Annotated in this window: 15 protein-coding genes and 1 pseudogene; 14 read left to right on the top strand and 2 right to left on the bottom strand. The window is 36.3% G+C overall.

The window, feature by feature from the left end; translation table 11 throughout:
* Window positions 1-301 precede the first annotated feature (301 nt).
* Entirely contained in the window at window positions 302-565 is a 264-nt protein-coding gene (locus CDZ89_RS19785) for a hypothetical protein (RefSeq protein ID WP_157842777.1), read from the top strand.
* Window positions 566-665: 100 nt separating this feature from the next.
* Here CDZ89_RS19785 and CDZ89_RS20215 read toward each other — a convergent pair.
* Window positions 666-1,073 (bottom strand): annotated as a pseudogene (locus tag CDZ89_RS20215) (DUF1761 domain-containing protein).
* Window positions 1,074-1,546: 473 nt separating this feature from the next.
* Between CDZ89_RS20215 and CDZ89_RS17030 the strand changes: the two are divergent.
* From CDZ89_RS17030 to CDZ89_RS16990, 9 genes are all read left to right on the top strand, one after another.
* Window positions 1,547-2,452 carry a nuclease-related domain-containing protein gene (locus tag CDZ89_RS17030; RefSeq protein WP_096155591.1) on the top strand — a complete coding sequence of 302 codons (906 nt, stop codon included), beginning with the start codon at window positions 1,547-1,549 and terminating at the stop codon, window positions 2,450-2,452.
* A gap of 877 nt (window positions 2,453-3,329) precedes the next feature.
* The gene (locus CDZ89_RS17025; RefSeq protein WP_100334060.1) at window positions 3,330-4,673 is read left to right on the top strand and encodes a GH1 family beta-glucosidase; all 1,344 of its coding nucleotides are present in this window, start codon (window positions 3,330-3,332) and stop codon (window positions 4,671-4,673) included.
* Window positions 4,674-4,880: 207 nt separating this feature from the next.
* Complete coding sequence (locus CDZ89_RS17020; RefSeq protein WP_100334059.1) at window positions 4,881-6,173, top strand: ABC transporter substrate-binding protein; 1,293 nt, start codon at window positions 4,881-4,883, stop codon at window positions 6,171-6,173.
* A 172-nt stretch (window positions 6,174-6,345) separates the two neighbouring features.
* A complete protein-coding gene (locus tag CDZ89_RS17015; protein ID WP_096155588.1) occupies window positions 6,346-7,263 on the top strand; it encodes a carbohydrate ABC transporter permease in 918 nt (305 codons plus the stop codon).
* Window positions 7,264-7,274: 11 nt separating this feature from the next.
* Window positions 7,275-8,123 carry a carbohydrate ABC transporter permease gene (locus tag CDZ89_RS17010; protein WP_096155587.1) on the top strand — a complete coding sequence of 283 codons (849 nt, stop codon included), beginning with the start codon at window positions 7,275-7,277 and terminating at the stop codon, window positions 8,121-8,123.
* A gap of 31 nt (window positions 8,124-8,154) precedes the next feature.
* Window positions 8,155-8,754: a YesL family protein gene (locus CDZ89_RS17005; protein WP_096155586.1), complete on the top strand. Its 600-nt coding sequence runs from the start codon at window positions 8,155-8,157 to the stop codon at window positions 8,752-8,754.
* Between the two features lie 29 nt (window positions 8,755-8,783).
* The gene (locus CDZ89_RS17000) at window positions 8,784-9,791 is read left to right on the top strand and encodes a LacI family DNA-binding transcriptional regulator (RefSeq protein WP_096155585.1); all 1,008 of its coding nucleotides are present in this window, start codon (window positions 8,784-8,786) and stop codon (window positions 9,789-9,791) included.
* Between the two features lie 976 nt (window positions 9,792-10,767).
* Complete coding sequence (locus CDZ89_RS16995; RefSeq protein ID WP_100334058.1) at window positions 10,768-13,947, top strand: hypothetical protein; 3,180 nt, start codon at window positions 10,768-10,770, stop codon at window positions 13,945-13,947.
* Between the two features lie 165 nt (window positions 13,948-14,112).
* The gene (locus CDZ89_RS16990) at window positions 14,113-17,919 is read left to right on the top strand and encodes a carbohydrate binding domain-containing protein (RefSeq protein WP_100334057.1); all 3,807 of its coding nucleotides are present in this window, start codon (window positions 14,113-14,115) and stop codon (window positions 17,917-17,919) included.
* A gap of 159 nt (window positions 17,920-18,078) precedes the next feature.
* Here CDZ89_RS16990 and CDZ89_RS16985 read toward each other — a convergent pair whose 3' ends face one another.
* Window positions 18,079-19,317, bottom strand: a complete 1,239-nt coding sequence (locus tag CDZ89_RS16985; protein WP_100334056.1) for a hemolysin family protein — start codon at window positions 19,315-19,317, stop codon at window positions 18,079-18,081.
* Window positions 19,318-19,480: 163 nt separating this feature from the next.
* On the opposite strand from CDZ89_RS16985, the gene CDZ89_RS16980 reads away from it, so the two are divergent.
* The 4 genes from CDZ89_RS16980 (at window position 19,481) to CDZ89_RS16965 (ending at window position 23,567) form a co-directional block, all read left to right on the top strand.
* Window positions 19,481-20,437 (top strand): calcium/sodium antiporter, encoded by a 957-nt coding sequence (locus CDZ89_RS16980; protein WP_096155581.1) that lies wholly within the window; start codon window positions 19,481-19,483, stop codon window positions 20,435-20,437.
* Between the two features lie 493 nt (window positions 20,438-20,930).
* Window positions 20,931-21,419: a fasciclin domain-containing protein gene (locus CDZ89_RS16975; protein WP_100334055.1), complete on the top strand. Its 489-nt coding sequence runs from the start codon at window positions 20,931-20,933 to the stop codon at window positions 21,417-21,419.
* Between the two features lie 413 nt (window positions 21,420-21,832).
* Window positions 21,833-22,807, top strand: coding sequence for an ABC transporter ATP-binding protein (locus CDZ89_RS16970; RefSeq protein ID WP_100334054.1), 975 nt, complete (start codon window positions 21,833-21,835; stop codon window positions 22,805-22,807).
* Window positions 22,794-23,567, top strand: coding sequence for an ABC transporter permease (locus CDZ89_RS16965; RefSeq protein ID WP_100334053.1), 774 nt, complete (start codon window positions 22,794-22,796; stop codon window positions 23,565-23,567). Before CDZ89_RS16970 ends, CDZ89_RS16965 begins: the two co-directional genes overlap by 14 nt.
* The last annotated feature ends 32 nt before the right edge of the window (window positions 23,568-23,599 follow it).

Genomic DNA, 23,599 nt, shown 5'->3' with positions numbered 1-23,599 from the left:
CTTTAAAGTATGGTTGCAAATCAAAAGAAACTAGTAATTCTTTTATTCATTCTTTTGACTTACTATTTTATATGCTCAAATTAATATTTTGCATAGTCGCTTAGTGGATGACATTCGCACTTTTTCTATTACATGTAGAAATATTATTCATAGAAAGTACTTGTTTTATTCTTTTTTTAGTTAGTAATCTACTAATTCAGTAGGGAATAACATATTTTACAATTGTCTAACCATTCACCTATACCAAAAAAAAACATTTTAATATAATGTTATATCTTCATACTGAAAAGGAGGGATTCCTATGTGTGGAAAATGTCATGATCATGATCATAAAAAACATTACAATGATTGCCATTGTAAAAGACCGCTTGGTTATGTGGAAAGTTTTTGTTGTGATGATTATAAAGAAGAACACAAATGCTACGGTGATAAAATAGTTTGTTGTTGTGAATGGGTAAAGGTTTGTCATTGTAAAAAGTGCAAGCCAGTAGAGAAGAAAAAAGACTGTTGTGAATGTCATCGTTGTCATAAATGTGGAAAAAAGAAACGTTATAGTGACTACTAAAAAAGTGCACTCCTTCTTTTTCGAGGAGTGCACTTTTTTTCTGTTCCAATATAAGGGATAGGCTGATAAAACTTTCTAAAGAAAGATATCACTGATTACTTTATTTCCACACTCCTAAAATAAAGCACATTATCGTAAAAGTTACTATATGATAGCCAGCATTAATGAAGAACAGCTTTAAAGATTTTCTTTCAAACAAGTATGTAATTCCAATAGTTGTTGCGACCTAGAAAAATCCTGCCATGAAGCCAGCGGTAGCTCCTATCGCTGCACTTCTTTCTGGACCTAAAAATAGGACTAATACAAAAGAAATTATGAGAGCAAGGATAAATGCACCACCGAATATGATTCCCATATTCCCCTTTTTTAGCGTTTCCTTATTAAAGTTGTTTTCTTTCATCCACACTTTGTGGAAAAGGGCAGAATACCAGATACCACCGACAACAAAGGCTGATAAGGCTTCAATAAATACTGCAAAATAATTAATAGAATCTAATGATTGTTGCAAGTCCAAGTTTCTCCCTCCTTTTTCTTCTCTTAATTCGACCGACACAACTGTACTTTTCCCCTATAAAAGTGGAGAGGAACTCCATTTGAAATGTAGATGGGGATAAGACAAGACACCTAAGTGCATTCCAATCTGTGCACAGTCTGACCCTCAATTTATTTACAAAATCACTTGACAACAAAAAAGAAAAATCCTAAAATTTTACCGTAAATATTTTCATTTTTCAGATAAGTATCTCATGTACCCCCAGATTCGTTCGGTTGGACAAGCCTAATTCCGTATATCCACAGTACTATCAACCACAAAACTCATTCGTGTTTTTCAAAAGAAACTTACTTCCCATTCAGAGGTCTATCCATTTTTATTAATAAGGCGAATGAATAAAAGAAAGGGTGATTTAATCCAGGATTATTTATCATTCATTAGCTTGGAGCAATGATCTTAGTAAATTTATCATTGAAAGGTTGGTTCGAATGGCTTATAAAAATCGTGAAAAATCTAGCGAGTTACTTACTTTAGAATTGTTAAACGATAGAATGGAACTTCTAGAAGATGACATGAGACATTTTTTAAATCTGAAGAAGGGATATTTAGGTGAAATAGAGTTTGATGCTCTAACAGAAAAATTACAATCAGAATGCATTATTTTAAATGACTTACTGTTGAAAAATAAAAGCACGCACTTTCAAATCGATTCCTTGATATTGTTTCAAGAATTGATCTATTTATTTGAAGTGAAAAACTTCGAAGGGGACTTTTATTATGAATCGAGTAAGTTTTATACATTAAATAGGAAAGGAGTAAACAATCCACTAGACCAGTTAAATAAATGTGAATTAAATTTGCGACAATTATTACAGTCATTAGGGTTTAATGTAAAAATTCGTTCGTTCATCGTTTTCATCAACCCCGAGTTTACTTTATATCAAACACCACTGAACATGCCATGTATTTTTCCGACCCAATTAAACCAGTTTATGCAACAGCTAAATAACACCCGTTCCACGATAAAACCGAATAACAAAAAGCTAGCTGAAAAGCTTGTGGCCATGCACATACAGGACTCACCGTTTAAATCTATACCAGCATATGATTATGAACAGTTGCGGAAAGGGATTACGTGTGTGGGGTGTCGATCGTTTTCTATACGGATAGAGGGTTCTACTTGTACTTGTAATAGCTGCGGACGAAATGAGAAGTTTTCAAATGCGGTAGTCAGAAGTGTAAATGAATACAAATTACTATTCCCTGAGAAAAAAATAACAACCAATACTATTTACGAGTGGTGTAAAATTGTTGACTCTAAACAAAGAATAAAGAGAGCATTGCAAAAGAATCTTATTAAAAAGGGAAATAACCATGGAACATATTATGAGTAAAACTCTTATGATTAATATTAAGTTCATTATAGCTGAAAAAATAAACTGAATTGTAGTGCTCGCACTCAATTTGAATAAAGAAAAAGTCAAAAATGAACATGGAGGTAGTGTTCACGTTCATTTTGAGTAAAGCAAAAGCCCAAAATGACCATGGAGGTAGTGTTCACGTTCATTTTGGGAAAAGAAAAAACGAAAAATGACCATGGAGGATGTGCTCACGTTCATTTTGAGTAAAGCAAAAGCCCAAAATGAACATGGAGGATGTGTTCACGTTCATTTTGGGAAAAGAAAAAACGAAAAATGACCATGGGGGAAATGTTCACGTTCATTTTTAGTAAAGAAAAAATGAAAAATGACCATGGAGGATGTGCTCGCGTTCAATTTGAATAATGAAAAAGTCAAAAATGACCATGGAGGTAGTGTTCACGTTCATTTTGGGAAAAGAAAAAACGAAAAATGACCATGGGGGATGTGTTCACGTTCATTTTGAGTAAAGCAAAAGCCCAAAATGACCATGGAGGATGTGTAGATAAAGAAAATCCCATGCATGTGATATTCTACTAATTTCCAGATAACTAATTCTCCCATTCTATATACTACCAGCCCGATCTTTTACATATGTTCGTCACACTTTATTAACAATTTAGAAAAAAAGATTTAACAAATATGTTGCCTAAGTTTGTGTATGCGTTTATAATAATTTACGAAAGCGGTTTCCGAAACTGGTTTCTGAAGTGGTTAGACTTACTAATACTAACTAATATAACCGTAAAGACGTGTTAATAATAAATTAATAGTTTTAAAGTATACACTTTTTCGAAAGTGGTTTCGTAAATAATGAATATTTTTTTAACAGGTAATGAAAGGGGTTACAACAATGGCGATTATACAATTTCCTAAAGATATGAAATGGGGTGTTGCTACAGCATCCTACCAAATAGAAGGTGCCGTTAAAGAAGGTGGCAGAGGAACTTCCATTTGGGACACTTTTTCTAAAACGCCAGGAAAAGTAGTAAATGGCGATAATGGAGATGTAGCTTGTGATAGTTACAATAGATTCATTGAAGACATTGAAATAATGGACGACTTAGGAGTAGACTTTTACCGCTTTTCTGTAGCGTGGCCAAGAATTTTCCCAACAGGAACAGGTGAAGTAAACAAAGAAGGTCTTGCCTACTACCACAAACTAGTAGACGGTTTACTTGAAAAAGGAATTGAGCCGATGTGTACGCTTTATCACTGGGACCTTCCACAAGCTTTACAAGATAAAGGTGGCTGGGACAACCGTGAGACAATCGATGCTTTCGTAGAGTATGCAGAAGTGATGTTTAAAGAGTTTGAGGGAAAAATTAAATACTGGATTACGTTTAATGAGCCATGGTGCATTTCCTTCCTATCTAACTACGTAGGGGCACATGCTCCAGGTAATACTGACCTTCAATTAGCAATAAACGTGGCACATCATATACATGTTGCTCATGGGAAAGCGGTAATGAGCTTCAGAGAATTAGGTATAACAGGACAAATTGGTTATGCTCCAAATGTAGAGTGGAATGAGCCATATAGCAATAAGCAAGAAGATATTGAGGCTTGCAAACGTGCAAATGCTTACTTCATGGATTGGTTCTTTGATCCAGTATTTAAAGGGTCATATCCACAATATATGGTGGATTGGTTCGAAAAGAAAGGCGCAACGTTGAATATCCAAGATGGTGATATGGAAATAATTAACCAGCCGATTGACTTCCTAGGAATTAACTACTACTCAGGTGGTGTAGGAAGATACAAGGAAAATGAAGGATTATTCGATCACGAAAAAGTGGACGTTGGCTACGATAAAACTGACATCGGATGGAATATTTACCCGGAAGGTTTCTATAAAGTGTTAACGCACATTTCAAATACGTACGGCGACGTTCCAATTTACATTACGGAAAATGGCTCTTGTTACAATGACGAGGCAGAAAACGGTCAAGTAAAGGATGAAAGACGTACGAATTACTTGAAACAACATTTAGTTTCGCTACATCGTAGTATGGAAGCTGGCGTGAATATTAAAGGTTACTTAACGTGGTCTTTACTAGATAACTTCGAATGGGCAGAGGGCTTTACAATGCGATTTGGAATCGTACACGTTAACTATCGTACGTTAGAGCGTACGAAAAAAGACAGTTTCTACTGGTATAAACATACCATCGCAAAAAACTTCTTTGAAGTGTAATCAATAAATAGGTTGATAAGTTGTGAGCGTCACGACAAAAGGTGGCGCTTGGAACTTTAAATAATTAGAAATAAAGCGCTTACTCCTAGACATACACAACTAAAGCTTTCAAAGGTCCGCTTTGAGGAGGTGAGGAAGTAGAGTAGTATCTAGATGTACTTGTCATAATAAATATTAAATTTTTTGGATTCTAAGGGGGAAAAGAAAATGAAAAAGTTTTTTAAACTTGCAGCAGCATCCGTACTTTCTGTATCATTACTTGCTGCTTGTTCTAACGACGGTGGTTCAAATGCTGGTAAAGACAAAGATAGCGAAAAAATTGGCAGCGGAGACGTTGAGTTAGTATTTTGGGAGTTCGGTAACACTGGATACGATAAGTTAATTGAAGAATATGTAGCGGAAAACCCGCACGTTACGATTAACTTGCAAAATAGTGATATGAACGACTTACATGACAATCTATTTACCTCTATTTCTGCAGGAACTGGCGCGCCAGACATCACGATGATTGAGGAAGCACAAATTGAAAGATACCGTAATGCAGAGCATGCATTCACAAACCTTTTTGATCATGGTGCAAAAGATGTAGAAGGCAACTACCTTGATTGGGTTTGGAAAAATGGAGAAAATGCAGATGGTAGTTTCTTATTCGGATTACCAACTGATATCGGTCCAACTGTAATGTTCTACCGTACAGACGTATTTGAAGAAGCTGGTTTCGATGCTTCATCAGAAGCTGTTTCTGAGTTAATTCAAACTTGGGAAGATTACGAGAAAGTAGCACAACAAATTAAAGAGAAAACTGGAAAGTTAATGACTGACTCCGGTGAACTTATTTACAACGCAAGACGTGACCAATCAACACAACAATATTTCAACACAAGCGATGAGTTAATTATCGAAGACCACAATCAATTAAAAGATGCATTCACTTACGTATCTAGCATGCTTGACCAAGGTTTAGTTGGAGATATTCCATTATGGACTCCAGAATGGTTTGCTGGAATGGGTGAAGGAACTTATGCAACAATGTTAGCTCCTGCTTGGATGCAAGGTGTTATTAAAGACAACAGTCCTGAAAATGGAATCTGGTCTATTACTACAATGCCAGAGGGTGCTGGTAACTGGGGTGGATCTTACTTAACAGTTCCAGCTGAGTCTAAAAATGCAGAAGAAGCTTACAAGTTTATCGCATGGTTAACAGCTCCAGAACAACAACTAAAAGCGTTCTTAGATTACGGTTTATTCCCATCATCTCCAGCAGTATACGAAATGGCTGAGTTCAAAGAGTATACAGATGAGTATTTCGGTGGAATTGCAACAGCTCAAGTATTCTCTGAAGCAGCACAACAAGTTGAGCCAGTTTACAAAGGTAGACTATACTATCCAGTTGATGCAGAAATTAAACAAGCTATTGATAACGTAGCTGCAGGTAACGATTCAGCAAAAGAATGGACAGAAGCTCTAGAAAGAATGCAACGAGTAATCGGTAGACAATAATAATAGCTTATCAGGGTATGACTTCTTGAAGTCATACCCTGAAAAAAATTACTTGTTGGTTCTATCTATTGTTTCGAGAGCTGCTCATCCCTATGTAACAATGGTATGGGCCATTCTCGAAAGCCAACAAGAACTAAAATAACTAAAACACCTATTTAAAGGGGGATTAAAGTTGAATATCATCAAAAAGTTTAACAACTTACCAGAAAAGAAACGTACCGCTTTATCCGCTTATTTATTTATTGCGCCATTCTTCATTTTATTTGCTATCTTTGGGCTATTCCCAATGATATTCAGTTTCTATCTATCATTCTTCAAGTGGGATGGATTAAATCCAATGGTTTTCAATGGATTCAAGAACTTTGCCTTTATTTTCGATGATCCTGTGTTCTTCTCTTCCATTAAAAATACGTTTATTATTGGGATTTTAGGAACGGTACCACAAATAATTGCGGCGCTATTAATAGCTTTTGCCTTAAACTCTGCGTTATTACGTTTTAGAAATACATTTCGTACCCTTATTTTCCTACCATACATTACATCAATCGTAGCAGTTGCCATTATTTTTGGAATCATTTTTAATAACCAACCATTTGGTTTTGCTAACTATGTGTTAAACTTTTTCGATATTGGCCCTATTCGCTGGAATGCAGAATATTGGCCTGTAAAAATAGCCATCGCAACAATGGTTTTCTGGAGATGGGTTGGTTACAATACAATCATTTTCTTAGCAGGTATGCAAAGTATACCTAAAGAGCTTTATGAAGCAGCAAAAATGGACGGGGCAACGGTAGGACAACAGATTCGTCTTATCACATTACCAATGCTAAAACCAATCACGATGTTTGTTGTTTTCACAGCAACAATTGGAAGCTTACAATTATTCACAGAACCACTTATCTTCTTAGGTCGCGGTCTACGCGAAGAAGGTATTACAATGGTAGCTTACTTATGGCGTGATGCGTTCGTATATAATTCTTTCGGAACAGCATCAGCTGCAGCAATCGTATTATTCTTTATTATCATTTCATTAACGGCAATTAACTTATTGTTAACAAACTTAATCGGCCGTTCGAAAAAAATTAAGTAGGGGGGACGAAAATGGCAGCGCGAAAAGAAGTAGGAGAAGGAAAATTCTCAATCAAAAAAATATTAGTCTATTTAAGTTTAATTTTCGGTTCCTTAGTATCATTATTCCCGTTTTACTATATGTTTGTCATGGCGACACGTCAAAATAGAGAAATCAACCAAGTGCCACCACCGTTCACACCAGGAACTGATTTAGTGACGAACTTTCAAAAAGTATTAAATAATATCGACTTCTTCGGGGCAATGTGGAATTCCTTTTTCGTTGCCACGACAATCACGATAGGAACACTGTTCTTAAGTTCACTTGCTGGTTACGCATTTGCGAAATTAGAATTCAAAGGGAAAACAGTTCTTTTTGGTATGATCCTTGTCACAATGATGGTGCCACCACAACTAGGATTAATACCACAGTACTACATCATTACAACATTAGGTTGGTTAAATGACTTTAAAGCACTTATTATTCCAGGATTAATTAATGCGTTTGGTATTTTCTGGATGAGGCAATATATAAAAGATGGTGTACCTTACGAGATTATTGAAGCTGCTAAGATTGATGGTTGTTCCAACTTCCGTATTTACTGGAACATTGTCGTACCGATGATTCTTCCAGCTTTTGCAACATTAGGTATCATTGTATTCATGCATGTATGGAATGACTTCTTATGGCCTCTTGTTGTGTTAAGAGATCCATCTATGCACACATTACAAGTTGCCTTACGCTCCTTGAATGATGCAAGACAAATGGATTATGGTATGATTATGTCTGGTACGTTCTGGGCAACTGTACCATTACTAATCGTGTTTTTACTATTCAACAAACTGTTCATCCAAAGCATATCTGAAGGTGCAGTAAAATAAATTTCACTTGAAAAAATAGGGGGTGTATTCGTTGGGAAAAGTAATGCAAATTGCCGAGTTTGTTTACAAGTTTATTGCGTTAAATGTCCTTTGGGTATTATTCGTGCTAGCAGGACTTGGACTATTTGGATTTATGCCAGCGACCCTAGCATTATTTCAAGTAATAAGAGAATGGATTAAGGGGGATAAAGAAATTTCTTTGTTCTCCAAATTCTATACTTTTTACAAACAATCATTTGTAAAGTCTAATATAATTGGTGCAATCTTCCTTGGGATATTTTATATTATTTATGTAAACTATTCTTTCGTTTCCCACTTCTATGATGAATCGATAAGAATATTTGTTTACATCCTTATCTTTGGGATAGCAGCAATCGCGATTATGACTTTTTTAAATGTATTTTCGGTAATGGCTCATTTTGAATATAAAACATTACAATATATTAAAGTAGCTGCTGGTCTAGTGTTTGCTCGCCCGTTTATTACAGTGATACAATTAGTTTGGTTGTTAGCATATTTCTTAATTGCTATCAACTATCCTAAGCCGTTTTTAGTAATAGGCGTAAGCGTTTTTGCCTATGTACTTATGAGTATAAATTATATGACATTTAAAAAATATAATGCAGCATAGAAAGCGAAGCAAGAGAGCAGGTAGAAAACATGGCTACAATCTATGATATCGCCAAGAAAACTGGCTATTCGGTTAGTACAGTTTCAAAGGTTTTAAATAACTACTCCGATGTAGGGGAAAAGGCAAAAAAAATTATCAATGAAGCGGTGGAAGAGCTTGGTTATTACCCAAGTTCTAGTGCAAGAACCTTATCCACGAAACGATCATGGACGATTGGTGTTGTCTTTGTCGAGGATTCTGGAATAGGTATGGAACACCCTTTCTTTAACGCAGTCATTGAAAGCTTTAAGAAAAGTGCAGAGCGAGAAGGATATGACCTTTTGTTTGCATCTAGTAAAATTGGAAAAGAAGAACGATCTTATTTAGACCACTTTTTATATCGTGGCGTAGATGGTGTCGTTGTTGTTTGTTCCACGTTGAATACGCCAGATGTGAATAAACTTATGGAATCGGACATTCCATCTGTAGTTATTGACCTTGATGCTCGTGGAGTTAGTGCTGTTTATAGTGATAACATCCATGGAAGTGAATTAGCTGTGGATTATCTATACGAACTAGGCCATAGAAGAATAGCTCATATTGCCGGTAACGAGCAATTGTACGTAGGTGTCCAAAGATTAAAAGGCTTTATAAGTGCGATGAAAAAGCATAATCTTGAGATACCAAAAGAGTATACTTTAGACGGTGGATTCTTTACCTTTGAAGATGGTAAAGAAGCGATGGAACAGTTATTGAAATTAGACGAAAGGCCAACAGCCGTTTTTGTAGCCGGAGACTTAATGGCTGTAGGGGCAATGGCGGCCGTTAAGGAACACGGTTTGCAAGTTCCGGATGATGTTTCCATCGTTGGCTTTGATGATATTCAAATCTCTCAATATATTACCCCTGGATTAACTACAATTAGACAAGATACATTACTAATAGGTCAAACTGCAGCAAACATGTTAATTGATCAAATTAATAATAAAAAGAAGCAGTTCATGTCTGTAAAAATACCAGTTTCACTCATCGAAAGAGACTCGTGTAGACCAATATAACTCTATTGGTCTATAACCTTTTTTATTTTTCTATTTACGAAAGCGGTTTAGTGACTCTTTTAGAATAAAAGAATCTTTAATATTGCACTATAATTTATAAGCTAAAAGAATTTCGCAATGGCCCCAAGGCCGAATTGCCTAAAGATAAGACGAAAAACGTCCATGAGAAGAGCTGCCAAGGCCGGTTTGCCTTAAAATTAGGTGAAAAACGTCCATGAGAAGAGGTCCCAAGGCCGAATTGCCTTAAAATTAGGTGAAAAACGTCCATGAGAAGAGCTGCCAAGGCCGATTTGCCTAAAGATAAGACGGAAAACGTCCATGAGGAGAGCTGCCAAGGCCGATTTGCCTTAAAATTAGGTGAAAAACGTCCATGAGGAGAGCTGCCAAGGCCGATTTGCCTAAAGATAAGACGGAAAACGTCCATGAGAAGAGCTGCCAAGGCCGATTTGCCTTAAAATTAGGTGAAAAGCGTCCATGAGAAGAGCTGCCAAGGCCGAATTGCCTTAATATTAGGTGAAAAGCGTCAATGAGAAGAGGTCCCAAGGCCGGTTTGCCTAAAGATAAGACGAAAAACGTCCATGAGAAGAGCTGCCAAGGCCGTTTTGCCTTAAAATTAGGTGAAAAACGTCCATGAGAAGAGGTCCCAAGGCCTATTTGCATAAAGATAAGACGAAAAACGTCCATGAGAAGAGCTGCCAAGGCCGGTTTGCCTTAAAATTAGGTGAAAAACGTCAATGAGAAGAGGTCCCAAGGCCGATTTGCATAAAGATAAGACGAAAAACGTCCATGAGAAGAGCTGCCAAGGCCGGTTTGCCTTAAAATTAGGTGAAAAACGTCCATGAGAAGAGGTCCCAAGGCCGAATTGCCTAAAGATAAGACGGAAAACGTCCATGAGGAGAAATCCTAAGACCTCATTCGTGAACGTAAACAATATAGATACTTTCTAGAGGATTAAAAAAATTAAGAGGGTGTAAAAATGTACAAACTAAATGACAACAACTCATTCGAAATAAACAATTATCAAGAACAATCCCCATTTTCAAGCTTCCTACCTGGAATTGCAGGCGTAGACGGAATCCCGATGTGGGTGTTTTATGTAAACAGAGGTCAAGGGATCGCAAGCTTTGGTGTACAAGATAAAAATCACGCAATGATGGAATTCTTACCTGCAGATAAATCCTATCAACACGTATCCAATCAAGGATTTAGAACGTTTGTGAAAATAAAAGAAAAGGATGGCTCCACACATTTTACAGAGCCATTCTCCCCAATGACATCAGCACAAGGTCACGTTCAAGAAAAGATGACGATTTCTGAGAATATGCTTGAACTAGAATATGTAGACTCAAATTTAGAATTAGAACTTCAAGTTGTCTACTTTACATTACCAAAGTCAGCAGTTGGTGGACTAGTCCGTCAAGTAACGTTAACGAATCTTTCCGAGAATGAAAGAGAAATAGAACTAGTAGATGGCTTACCATCCTTATTCCCTAGCGGAGTACCAAATGCAGCGTACAAAGAACTAGGTAATACGATAAAAAGCTGGTTTGATGTGAAAAATTTGGAACAACATATTCCTTTTTATCGATTAAGAGGAAGCATTGAAGATACATCAGAAGTAAAAGAAATTCATCACGGAAACTTCTACGCTAGCTTTTATCGAGATAGTAAAAACAATGAAAGCTTAGTAAAGCCAATTATTGATCGTGAATTCATTTTCGGAACAGATACGAGCTTAAACGTTCCACGTCTATTTATGAAAAATTCATTACACACACTAGTTGAGCAACCACAACAAACAACAAATAAAGTTTCTGCTGGTTTCTCATGGGCGATAGATACGGTTGCTCCACAGCAACACATCCAATTCCACACAGTGATTGGGTACGCTAAAAATGTTGAGTATGTACAAACATATGTAAAAGAAACGATAAATATTGCTGCTTTAGAGAAAATGAAAGAGCAAGCAAAATCAATCACGAAACCTATTACAAACAAAATTTCAACCAAAACAGCGCAACCATTATTTGATGCCTATGCAGAGCAAAGCTATTTAGATAATGGACTACGTGGTGGTTTTCCTACAGTCTTCGGAGAAGGAGAAGATAAGAAAGTTTATTACTTATTCTCCAGAAAACATGGCGACCTAGAAAGAGATTATAATTTCTTCTCTATTAGTCCGACGTACTATTCACAAGGTAATGGTAACTATCGAGATGTGAATCAAAACCGTAGGTGTGACATCTTATTCGAACCAAAAGTAGAAGACTATAACATCAAACAGTTCATGAACCTAGTTCAATTAGACGGATACAATCCTTTAGTAGTAAAAGGGGTTCGTTATGAATTGCCGGCAGACTTTTCACTTTCTAATCTTGTAGAAGGTGATGCTAATTTAGAAAAATTAGTTTCCTTCTTCCATAACAGCTATACACCTGGAGAGTTAAAACACTTTGTAGAAGAACAATCTATTACTTTATCCACTACTTTCGAAGAGTTTTTAACAGCTGTGTTATTACAATCGGAAGAAATGCAACAAGCTGAATTCGGAGAAGGTTATTGGATGGATCACTGGACATATAACCTAGATTTAATCGATAGCTACTTATCTATTTATCCTGACAAAGAAAAAGAGTTTTTCTTTAAGAAAGGTTACAAGTTCTTTGAAAGTCCAGTCAGAGTGAAAAGTAGAAAAGAAAAATATGTTGCGCGAAACGGAAAAATAAGACAATACGATGCAGTAGAAAAAATAAAAGAAAAGCAAGAAAAAGCAAAGAAAAATAATGGGGTTCTTTGGATAAAAGATCAATACGGTGAAGGCGATATTTACTACACAAGTCTCTATTCAAAACTAGTTATTCTTGCCCTAGTGAAAACTTCTACATTAGCCCCATTCGGGTTAGGGGTAGAAATGGAAGGGGACAAGCCAGGTTGGAATGATTCCTTAAATGGTCTTCCAGGAATGCTTGGTTCTAGTACTTCTGAGTTGTTTGAACTGAAGAGATTACTGGATATTCTACGCAGTGTAGAACTATCTGGAACAGAAACGATTGCTCTTCCGAAAGAAGTAGATGTGTTCTTACGTGAAGTAGTAGAGCAAATTGCTGGTTTAGACAGTTCACAAGAAAGCGAGTATCGATATTGGAATAATGTCACAACTGTTCGAGAAGAATACCGTGACTCCATTTATAAAGGATTAAGTGGAGAAGAAGTAACGTATACAGCAGATGAAATCTCAACGTACCTTCACATGCTCACTACTAGAGTGGAAAAAGGAATTCAAAAGGTGGAAGAATACAAGACTCCACTTATTCCAACGTATTTTTACTTTGAGCTTGACTCTAAAGGTGAGAATGTAGAAATGTACGAACAGTTGAAGCCAAAACCAGTAACTCCATTTTTAGAAGGAGTAGTAAAACAGTTAAAGTTAACAAAGGATAAAGCTTCAGCAAAAGCAATCTACAATGAAGTGAAACAATCAAATATTTACGATAAGAAACTTAAAATGTACAAAACGTCTATGAGTATCGCAAACGAGCCGTTAGAACTTGGACGTGCTAAGTCTTTCACTCCTGGTTGGCTTGAGAATGAGTCTATCTTCTTGCACATGGAGTATAAATATTTGTTAGCAACTTTAAAGTCAGGTTTGGCCGATGAATTTTTTGAGGATATGAAACAAGCACTTATTCCTTTCTTAGATCCAAAAATGTACGGAAGAAGTCCGCTTGAGAATTCATCGTTTATCGCAAGTAGTGCTAATCCTAACGAAGAGTTACATGGTAGAGGATTTGTTGCTCGCTTAAGTGGATCGACAATTGAGTTTATGAATATGTGGTTTATGATGATGGCCGGCGAAAAACCGTTCCGAATGGAAAAAGGGCAATTAGTTTGCGAACTGTCTCCTACTTTGCCAGACTGGATGTTTGATGATAAAGGGGAAGTAACGTTCACTTTCTTAGGACAAACAGAGGTTACGTATGTAAACAAAAAGAAAGCCAACACATACGGAGAAGATGGAGTATCACCAACTTCTATCCAACTAACGAATATCGATGGTGGAACACTGGAAAAGTTAAATACGTCTAGCATTGCTGGAAAAACAGCAGAAGCTATCCGACGTGGAGAAGTGAAAAAGATCGTAATAGAAATTGCTTAAAGAATGATAAGAGAGGGGAGAGTTTCCTCTCTCTCTTTAAAATATCCTTTAAGTATAGTAACTAAACAATTTTTCGAAAGCGCTTTCGTAACTTTAAAGGAGGTGACGTATTACATATAAAGTTTGTATTAAAGGGGAAAAAACTATTTTTTAGGGGGAAGAAAAATGGTAAAAAAATCGTTTAGTCTGTTCTTAGTATTTTTATTAGTAATGTCTAATTTTAGCTCTACACTAGCAGCAAACAACGAGAATGCAACAACTAATGATGATTGGACACTTGTTTGGGAAGACAATTTTGAAGGATCCGAATTGGACTTAAGCAAGTGGAGTTACGATAAAGGTAATGGTTTTTATGATAACAGCGGCACTTACATTTCTGGATGGGGAAATGAGGAATTACAATATTATCAAGAAGATAACGTTCGTGTGAGTGATGGGAAATTAATCATTGAAGGAAAAAAAGAAACAGCTTCTGATGACAAAGGAACATACCAGTATACTTCAGGCAAAATCCATACACAGGGGAAATTCAGTCAAAAGTATGGAAAGTTTGAAGCAAGAATGGCACTACCTGAAGGTCAAGGATATTGGCCGGCATTTTGGATGATGCCAGAAGAGGATAAATATGGTGGTTGGGCTGCCTCAGGCGAAATCGATATTATGGAAAACGCAGGAGGAACACCTCATAAAGTGGGTGGAGCCATTCATTACGGTGGGCAATGGCCAAACAATACGTACACAGCAAAAGATTACTATTTCCCAGCTGGACAAGATGTGACAGATTTTAATGTATATGCTGTGGAGTGGGAGCCAGGAGAGATCCGTTGGTATGTAAATGGTGAGTTATTTCAAACATTGAACAATTGGAGTTCAACAGGTACAGGGAATCCTACTAAGTTTGCTTATCCAGCTCCGTTTGACCAAGAATTCTATATTATTTTAAATCTAGCAATTGGTGGTTGGTACGGTGGCAATCCAGATGGCAGTACAGAATTCCCAGGTGAAATGATCGTAGATTACGTAAAAGTTTATGAGTTAACTGGTCGCGATTACTTAGAGCCGGTTGAACCAGTATTTGATCCAGAAGAACTTCCAGCAAATGCGAAAGAAGCAATTGATGGAAACTACGTGTACGATAAAGATTTTACTAAAGGAATTACGAAAATATCTAATGCACAAGAATTAGAGAATAATTGGGACAAGAATTTTTGGAATCTTGTGTATTTACCTGACTTTAACGGAAATGCAAGCGCTTCAGTAGAAGCAATTGAAGGGAAGAATTTTGCAAAAGTTGATATTTCTCAAGGTGGCAATCAGCCTTACTCTGTTCAATTAATCCAAAATGTTACATTAGGTAAAGGACGTTGGTATCAGCTTAGCTTTGATGCAAAATCAACAGCAAATCGAAACGTGAATGTGAAGCTTGGAGGAGGACCAGACCGTGGATATACAGCGTACTCACCAAGTGTTGATTTTAGTTTAACAAATGAAGTGCAATCTTATGAGTTAGCATTCCAAATGCAACATGAGACAGATATTGCGTCTCGTCTAGAGTTTAACATGGGATTAAACACAAACCCTGTTTGGATTGGAAATGTAAAAGTAGAAGAAATTGATCCGGTTGACCCATATAATGAAGATCAACCTAAAACACCATTAAGAAATGGAAATCATGTATATAATGGCTCGTTTGATTTAGGTAGAATCGATCGTATGACGTATTGGAACTTTAACGTAAATAACGCTACAGCAGAAGCTTCAGTACATCCTGATGCTAGACAATTAGAGGTAGATATCGATGAAGCTGGAGCAAATGAAGAAGCAGTTACGCTTGTGCAAAACGGAATGAACCTTTTAGCTACTGATGAATATAAGTTAACATTTCACGGAAAAGCATCGTCAAATAGAGACATTCAAGTTGCTTTCTTAAGCAAAGATGGAACAGAAACTTATTTAGAAAAACAACCGGTACAACTTACTTCTTCTATGGAAGAAAAAGAAGTGACGTTCGTAATGCCTAACGAAACAGATGTAGAAGGACAACTTGTATTCTACTTTGGTGGTAATAACCACAATGTTGTATTAGATAATGTAAAATTAGTACGTTTAACAAATAACAATGAAGCACTTAGTTTTGATGACATTTTCCCATTAAAAAATGGAGATTTTTCGAACGGTTTTTATAAATGGGACAAACATATTCAAGGTGATCACGAACCAGGAACGTCTCAAGCAACGATTAATGTAGTAGAAGGTCAATTAATAGCAACAATCGATAACGAAGGTTGGGAGCCATGGCATGTTTTATTGATGCAAAATGGAATGGATCTTCATCCAAATAAAACGTACTCCTTATCATTTGAGGCAAGCTCAACTGTTGATCGAAAGGTTGAAGTTGTACTTGAAAATGCAACATATAACCGTTTTTTCTCTGAAGTGGTGGATGTTACAGATTCCATGCAAAAATTTGAGTTTGAATTTGAAATGAGTTCTAGTGACAAAGTAGACTTAAAGTATTTACTTGGAAAAGTAGCAAACGCTGGAGAGATTGGGAACCATGAAGTAGTGATTGATAATGTTCGATTAGAAGTAAAAGAGGATAGTAAAATCTATTTCCCATTATCAAATGGTGATTTTACTTCTGAATTAGAAAATTGGCATGGACATGTCCAAGGTATTTATGAAGGCACATCAGATGCAAGTTTTTATGGAGAAGATGGAGTTGCTAACATTTCAGTTGGTAATGTAGGGGCTAATCCTTGGGATATCTCTCTTTCTCAAGAAGGATTAACACTTCATGAAAATCAGACATATGTAGTAGAGTTTGATGCAAAAGCGGATATAGATAGAAAGTTAGAATTAGTGCTAGATAACGGAGCACCGGGCTATCACCGTTATTTTGAAAGAATACTAGATTTAACGGAAGATTGGAATACGTATCGTTATGAATTTGATATGCCGGAAACAGATACAGTTGGCCTAAAGTTCTTAGTAGGTAAAGTGGGTGGCATAGAGTTAGAAGAAGCTCACAATATTTATCTAGATAATGTTCGATTAGAAGTAAAAGGTGCAAGAGCGGCACTTGCAGGTTTAGAAGAAGGGGAAGAAGCGCCAATCGAACAGCCATCTGAACCAGAAGAGCCAGTAGTTTCCCCAAATGAAAAAGAGTGGAAAGAAGTAGGAGAAAACTTACTACACGATGGATCATTTGAAACAACTACAGAATTCGGTAGTGGGGAAAATCTTGTAGAAGGTTGGAATGTCCATAATCAAGGAGTATATGAAGATTGGGCAGGATTAGCCTCGTTTTCTGTTGAAAATGAAGAAGCAAAAGTTCAATTTCAACAAGAAGGTTGGGAATGGTGGCACATCCAGCTATTCCAAGATGGCATCCATGTTCCAAGTGGCATGTATAAAATAGCATTTGATATGAAGTCTGAATTTGCTCGTTCTGTGAAGGTTGAGCTAGCTGGTTCCGGTGTTCCAATTCAGAGTTTTGAGATTGATGAAGAAATGCAAACATACTCTACTATTATTGAAGTAGCAGAAAATGGTTCGTATAAGTTCTTAATCGGTCTTGGAAGAGATGCTGCGGATGCAGAACTAGAAGTGCCGTACACTATGTTAATCGATAATGTGAAATTAGTAGCGGTGGAAGAATTAGAAATTGTGGAAGACCCTCAAGTACCTGTAGTGGATCCGGATGAGAAAGAAAACGAAACAGAACAGCCTAAACAAGAAACACCAAACAATGAAACAGACCAAGATAAAACAAAAGATGAAAAGTCTAATCAAGAAGGCGAAGATTTAGAACAGGAAGTAACACCACCGAGTTCTGAAGAAGATGGTAAAGCACTACCTAACACAGCTACCAATATGTTTAATGCGTTACTAATAGGATTGCTTATGTTTGCTATAGGATTTGGGATTCTATTTTTATCAAACAAAAGAAAATTATTAAGAGCTGAATAATTTTAAAAGCGAGAGAACTAGTTTGATGTTCTCTCGCTTCTTTATTTAGATTAGTTGTAAGGCTGATGAAGTTCATCTGGCCAAAAAAATTAGTTGAAGTTGAACTTCATAAGGCCAATGAAGTTCCAAGCCTCTAGCCCAATATACTTGTTCATTCGATTAATGTTTATATAACAGATTTTTAGAAACTGTTACTTGTTTCAAGATGTTGTCATTCATTTCTTTTATTTCAAAGTGTAGATGATGGTACTCAAGGGTTTCACCTACATCAGGTATGTGCCCAAGCTCTTTAAAGATAAAGCCAGAGAGTGTGTCTGAATCCTCAGGAACTTTAGCCTTGAAGATTTCGTTAAAACGACTGATGGAAATTTTTCCATGACATGTTATATGAGTCTCTGTAAGCTCCACAATAAGAACTTCATCAGCCTCGTCCGTCTCATCTTCTATTTCTTGGCCAATCATCGCTTCAATTATATCTTCATGAGTAATGATTCCGGTTGTTCCGCCATACTCATCTATAACGATGGCTAAATGTTTTTTTTCTTTTAGCATCATCTTAAAAACTTTTTCTATTGGCATAAATTCAGTAATAAATAACGGCTCACTATCCATAAAATCTTTTATTTCTTTAGAAGAATCAAACGACCAGGAAAGTAGTTGCTTTGCGTGGAAAACACCAACGATATTGTCCATATTTTCTTTATAAACAGGGTATCGAGTGTATTTACTATCCATTACAAAACTTCGTGCATCTTCAAATGAAATGTCGCATGGTAGACCATGAATATCCATTCGTGGTGTCTTTAATGCATCTCTTACATCTTTTGTATAAAAATCAATAGCCCCTTTTATTCGCTGAGATTCTTCCTTTGCAAACGTACCTTCGGTTAGTCCAATGTCAACCATCGTTTTTATTTCTTCTTTAGAAAAACTTGACTCTTCTTGTCTTCCTTTTGATAGCAAGCCAATAACAAGTCGTGTAAATCTAGATAATAAGAAAATGAGCGGCTTAAATATTACAATAAGAATAGTAATGACTGGGGCAACGAAGAGCGCTATTCTAGTAGAAAACGTTGCAGCAATGGATTTTGGTAGCACTTCTGCAAAAATAATTAATACAACAGTCAACACACCTGTAGCGATACCGATATGGACTTCATGTTCAATTGCAATGATAGTAACAAGAGTAGGCAACATAATGTTAGCGATATTGTTTCCTATTAAAATTCCCGTAATAAACTCTTCTGGTTTTGAGATAAGTCTAAGCAACTTTTGAGCTTTTATATCATTGTTTTCAGCCCGAGTCTGAATTTTCATCTTGTTCGCAGCTGTTAAAGCAGTCTCACTACCGGATAGAAAGAAAGACATAAATAAAAAGAAAATTAGTGCAATAAACACTAATTAGCACCTCCACTATAAGTAGTTTATATATAACATAATAATTATTATCGTTTTTAATCGCAACTTTGTTGTTTTGTATTGGAATAAATTGTTTTATTCTTGATGAAGCTTCCTTTATTAGCGTACAATATGTATAACTAAATTATACGAAGGTGATAGAGTGAGTTACATAATATTAATAGTTGGCTTTGCTTTGTTAATTAAAGGTGCTGACCTCTTTGTGAAAGGTGCATCTAATATTGCGACAAACCTTAGAGTTTCTCCTCTTTTAATTGGACTAACGATTGTAGCTTTTGGAACTAGTTCTCCCGAAGCAACAGTAAGTATCGTAGCTGCTTTTGAAGGCAGTGCCGGAGTGGCATTAGGAAATGTCATTGGAAGTAACATTTTCAATATTACGTTTGTTGTCGGCTTGACGGCGTTACTCAATCCGTTAAAAGTAGAAAGTGAAACAATCCGAAAAGAAATTCCTTTTACACTTTTAGCTTCTGTAGCCTTGTTAATTTTAATAAGCGACCGTTTCCTTCAGTCTCTGAGCGATAATCTAATAACAAGAAGTGATGGAATAATCTTGCTCCTCTTTTTTGCAGTCTTCCTGTATTATGTATTCGAAGTAGCGAGAAAAAGTAGAAAAGAAGGCTTAGTGGAGTTAGACCAAAGAGAAATTACTCCTTGGAAAATAAACATCTTCTTAACATTAGGTGGTTTGGCAGCTATTATTTTCGGGGGTGACCTTGTAGTAAATAGCGCTACGAAAATCGCAACGACATTTGGAATGAGTGAAACGCTAGTAGGTTTAACGATCGTGGCAGTAGGTACTTCTTTACCGGAATTAATTACTTCTGTAACTGCTGCTATTAAAAAAGAAAGTGAAATTGCTCTTGGAAACATAGTTGGAAGTAACATTTTTAACATCCTCTTTGTACTTGGTAGTGCATCAACGATTTCCCCACTTTTAGTGGAGAGTAAAATCTTTATTGATATATTATTCATGATTGTATTAACACTTGTACTACTCGTATTCTCCAGAACAAATTATCGAATCGGGAAATATGAAGGTACTATATTAGCTATCGGTTATATTTTTTATGTGATTTATATAATTTTAAGAAATTAAAAAGTGTAAGGACTGACTTATAGGGCCAACCCTGGTATTTTAAAACTTAACTTACTGGAGGTCTGGCCCAATTATTATTGTTGATGATATAAAAACGTTAAAGTTATTGAACAGCCGTATATAGGGGTGAGGAGATAACATGAGATTCAACTACTAATAGACTACGAAAAAATGGAAGTTAGAAAATCAGAAAGATAAATAGATAGTTCCTCTAAGAATAACACCCACGTGTACACTCTACTTAGGATAATTCTCTTTTTAAATTCACTAAATAATTTCAATTCTATAGGGCCAGACCACTAGCATGTTAAAAAACTTTAACTTGTAGGGGTCTGGCCAAATTTATTTTCCATTTTAATAGGATAAAAATATACAAAAAACAAATACTACCTTTGAATATGCTTTCCGGGGGTGTGCGAGTAAGAGAAAGAACAGTAAAAAATATTACATAATTAAAAAATAATAACTGTAGAGTACAAGGAGGAATTAATCAATGAAAAAGTTCACAATTGTTTTACTATCTTTACTAATGGTATTTACATTCACTACAGGTGCGTTCGCAGCTGAAAGTCCTACAGGTAAAAAGGATATCGTTGATACAGCGGTAGCAGCAGGTAGCTTCACAACATTAGCGGCAGCTTTAGAAAAAGCTGGTTTAGTTGAAACGTTAAAGGGCGAAGGGCCATTTACAGTTTTTGCACCAACAGATGAGGCATTTGCCAAGCTTCTAAAAGACTTAAATGTTTCCGCAGAAGACTTATTAGCAAGAGAAGATCTAAAAGACATTCTTTTATACCATGTAGTACCTGGGAAAGTCTTATCGAAGGATTTAAAGGATGGCCTGAAAGTGAAAACAGTGAATGGGAAAGAAGTTGAAATTAAGCTTAATCCAGTTCGAGTGAATCAAGCAAACGTTGTAACGGCAGATGTTGAGGCATCTAATGGTGTCATTCATGTAATTGAAGCGGTGTTATTACCGTAATAACTAAATAAAATGAAACAGGCTGAGTTCTACTATTAAGTGGACTCAGCTTGTTTAAATTGCCCTACTTTAAACGAAGGCTATGTTAAAGGTTAGTATTGATTTTTGATACCTTTCTAGCGGTTGATTTCCGCGCAAGTCGTAGACTCCTGCGGGAGAAGCGGGGAGCGGGAGCCCCCACAGGCGAAGCCGAGGAGTAGGTTTTTTCACGACAGTGAAAATAACCTTCCTTTTTACCGCCCGCGGAAAGCGGAAACTTGCGCGGAAATCAACAGCGGTCTTTAACAGAGCCTAAACGAAATTAAGACTACTACGTCTCAAGACTTATTAAAAATACGTCCTCAACAGGTTTTGTATGTTTCTTTTTCAGAATATAATGAAACTTATAGACTGGAATTAAGAGGTGAGGATGTTTGGAGAAGATTATTGAAGTTCGTGATATTAGTAAGAAGTATGTAAAGAGAAAAACGAAGGAAGTTATTACAGCAGTAAATAATGTTTCTTTTGATGTGCATCGTGGAGAAGTACTTGGTCTGTTAGGGCCAAATGGTGCAGGGAAGACGTCGACCATAAAGATGATTTGTGGCTTGTTGCAAACCGATACAGGTTCTATCCACATAAATGGATTAAGTATTGAAAAAAAACGTCTAAAGGCATTAAAGCATATTAGTGCCGTATTAGAAGGGAATCGAAATCTATATTGGAGGTTAACTGTTCGCGAAAACTTAGAGTATTTTGCTGGAAACAGGGGAAGTTCTCGTAAGGAAGTAGCTTCGCAAGTAGTAAAACTATTAGAGCAGTTTGGGTTGAAGGAAAAAGAGACGGAACTCGTACAAGGTTTATCACGTGGAATGCAGCAAAAATTAGCAATCGCGGTTGCCTTATTAGCAAATACAGAAGTAATTTTACTAGATGAGCCAACATTAGGGTTAGATGTGGAAGTTAGTTATGAACTACGGGAAATTTTGAAGAGAATTGTGAAGGAAGAAAAGAGAACCATTATTATAAGCTCACACGATATGCCAGTTGTACAAGAGTTATGTGACCGTACGATTATTATTAACAAAGGTACAGTTGTAGTGGATGAAAAAGTGGAAAACTTAATGAAGCTATTTGAGACGAAAGCTTACTCTATTAAACTAGGTGAAGTACTGTCCACATCACAAAGAAAAAAGCTAGAAATTAATTTCCCGTTGAGTACATATACAGAAAACTCTCATCAAACGGTGGTGGAAGTGAACTTAGAGCGGAGTGAAGACATTTATAATTTATTTGATATTTTTAAAGAAGAAGGGACGCTTGTAGAAAGCATTGATCGGACAACGATCGATTTTGAACAAGTGTTTATGCAAATCGTGAAGGGAGAAAAGCGATATGCAATGGCTTAACTTATTGAGTACGAACTTTCGAAAAGAATATATAGAGCTGAAACGTTATTTACCAAATACTATTGCACTACTATTAACTTTCTATATTGTCTTTTTAGCGGCGTTTTTTGGCATTATGTTTATTGGAGATCCAGCAAGTTTTGAAGCGAATGTTCAATACTCTATCGTAAGTGTCGTGTTTTGGGGGTTAACTTTAATGACTTTGAACTTTATTGGTTTCACTGTCATAACGGAGGCGATGAGGGGTACGTTAGAGCAATTGTACATGTCGCCAATGGGTGTTTGGAAAATAATGCTTAGTCGTGTAATAGGTCAACTTTTCTTGCAATCAACTATGATGACATTTTTACTCTTTGCAGCTATGCTAACTTCAGGACAATGGCTGAACTTGAATCCAATGACGACAATCCCTATTATTCTCCTAACGATGGTTAGTATGATTGGGGTTAGTTTTATGATTGCTGGGTTGGCAATCATTTTTAAACAAATCCAAGCTTTCTTGCAAATTTTCCAATTTGTATTAATGGCGCTAGTCTTCGTTCCATTAACAGTGGCACCTTATCTAGTATTAGCTCCATTCGTAAAAGGAGTAAACATGGTAAGGAATGTAATGATGGAAAATCTCTCTTTATCTCAGTTGCCTTGGTCTGATTATAGTATTTTATTAGTTAATTCAGTCGTTTACTTAATCCTCGGGCTACTCGTGTTTAGGCTTTGCGAAAAGACTGCAATAAAGAAAGGGTTGTTAGGACAATATTAGGAAGAAGCACATTACAACGATTAAAGATGTAA

The sequence above is a fragment of the Bacillus alkalisoli genome, assembly GCF_002797415.1.
Lineage (GTDB): Bacteria > Bacillota > Bacilli > Bacillales > Bacillaceae_I > Bacillus_CD > Bacillus_CD alkalisoli.
The sequence above is the reverse complement of the archived record's forward strand: the minus strand, read 5'-3'. Positions and strand labels throughout refer to the sequence as shown.

Excerpts from the sequence above, each read along its gene's own strand:
- CDZ89_RS17025 (WP_100334060.1), top strand. The coding sequence starts at position 3,330 with ATGGCGATTATACAATTTCCTAAAGATATGAAATGGGGTGTTGCTACA.
- CDZ89_RS16995 (WP_100334058.1), top strand. The coding sequence starts at position 10,768 with ATGTACAAACTAAATGACAACAACTCATTCGAAATAAACAATTATCAA.
- CDZ89_RS17020 (WP_100334059.1), top strand. The coding sequence starts at position 4,881 with ATGAAAAAGTTTTTTAAACTTGCAGCAGCATCCGTACTTTCTGTATCA.
- CDZ89_RS17030 (WP_096155591.1), top strand. The coding sequence starts at position 1,547 with ATGGCTTATAAAAATCGTGAAAAATCTAGCGAGTTACTTACTTTAGAA.
- CDZ89_RS16975 (WP_100334055.1), top strand. The coding sequence starts at position 20,931 with ATGAAAAAGTTCACAATTGTTTTACTATCTTTACTAATGGTATTTACA.
- CDZ89_RS19785 (WP_157842777.1), top strand. The coding sequence starts at position 302 with ATGTGTGGAAAATGTCATGATCATGATCATAAAAAACATTACAATGAT.
- CDZ89_RS16990 (WP_100334057.1), top strand. The coding sequence starts at position 14,113 with ATGGTAAAAAAATCGTTTAGTCTGTTCTTAGTATTTTTATTAGTAATG.
- CDZ89_RS16965 (WP_100334053.1), top strand. The coding sequence starts at position 22,794 with ATGCAATGGCTTAACTTATTGAGTACGAACTTTCGAAAAGAATATATA.
- CDZ89_RS17010 (WP_096155587.1), top strand. The coding sequence starts at position 7,275 with ATGGCAGCGCGAAAAGAAGTAGGAGAAGGAAAATTCTCAATCAAAAAA.
- CDZ89_RS17000 (WP_096155585.1), top strand. The coding sequence starts at position 8,784 with ATGGCTACAATCTATGATATCGCCAAGAAAACTGGCTATTCGGTTAGT.